1 protein-coding gene is annotated in these 779 nt (G+C 38.8%); it reads right to left on the bottom strand.

Going from position 1 to position 779, the window contains the following annotated elements:
- Positions 1-80: 80 nt before the first annotated feature.
- Positions 81-473, bottom strand: a complete 393-nt coding sequence (locus tag RB298_RS22865; protein WP_486048718.1) for a carboxymuconolactone decarboxylase family protein — start codon at positions 471-473, stop codon at positions 81-83.
- Positions 474-779: the final 306 nt, after the last annotated feature.

Below are 779 nucleotides of genomic sequence, written 5' to 3'. Positions count from 1 at the left end.
TGTTTTTCTAGGAAAAGAAACCAAACAAAAGCAGCTCGCATAAACAAAGACGCTCTTTTAGAGCGTCTTTGTTGTGCTTATTATTTATTTTTTACCAGCTCTTTTTCATCTGCCTCTACTTCCACATCACGCTGAGCGAATACTTTCTTGGCTACGCTTAAAGCATTTAACACGCGAGGGAAACCTGTGTATGGGATTAATTGAATGATGCTCTCCACAATTTCATTCGGCTCTAGTCCAGCTGTTAAACCTGTATTTAAATGCAGCTCAAGCTGAGGCTCTGTACCCTGTGTGACCAATGATGAAATGGTAACTAATGGTTGCTGCTTATTCGTTAAACCAGGTCGTGAATAAATGTCTCCATAGGCAAATTCAATAATATATTTCCCCATGTCAGGAGCTAGTTCTTTTAAGTCTTCTGTAATTTTTAAATGAGTTGAAATATCATCGTTACTGGTTAATGTATATTCCATTAATTTATCTAAACCTTTTTGATAACTATCTTATGGCATGTAAAATCAACCTCCGTATTTTTTACTGACACCGCTGTTGATTTCCGTGCAAGGCTTCGCTTTCCGCGGGCGGCCGCTGAGCCTTCTCGTCACTTGCGCTCCAATCAACACCTAGAAGCTATTACATGCACGAAACCTACGCTTACCATAACATCAAAAAATCCGAACGATTCATCGTTCGGATATACCTTCACCTAAAATACTTTTTTCCCGTCCTCTTCTACGAATATTATTTAAAATATTTTGGCTGATTGTGCTGCTTGTTCT

This window comes from Priestia sp. BR_2, assembly GCF_041954005.1.
Lineage (GTDB): Bacteria > Bacillota > Bacilli > Paenibacillales > Paenibacillaceae > Paenibacillus_AQ > Paenibacillus_AQ lautus_A.
Note: the sequence above shows the minus strand (reverse complement) of the source record. Positions and strands in the feature narration are given on the sequence as shown.

Excerpts from the sequence above, each read along its gene's own strand:
- RB298_RS22865 (WP_486048718.1), bottom strand. The coding sequence starts at position 473 with ATGGAATATACATTAACCAGTAACGATGATATTTCAACTCATTTAAAA.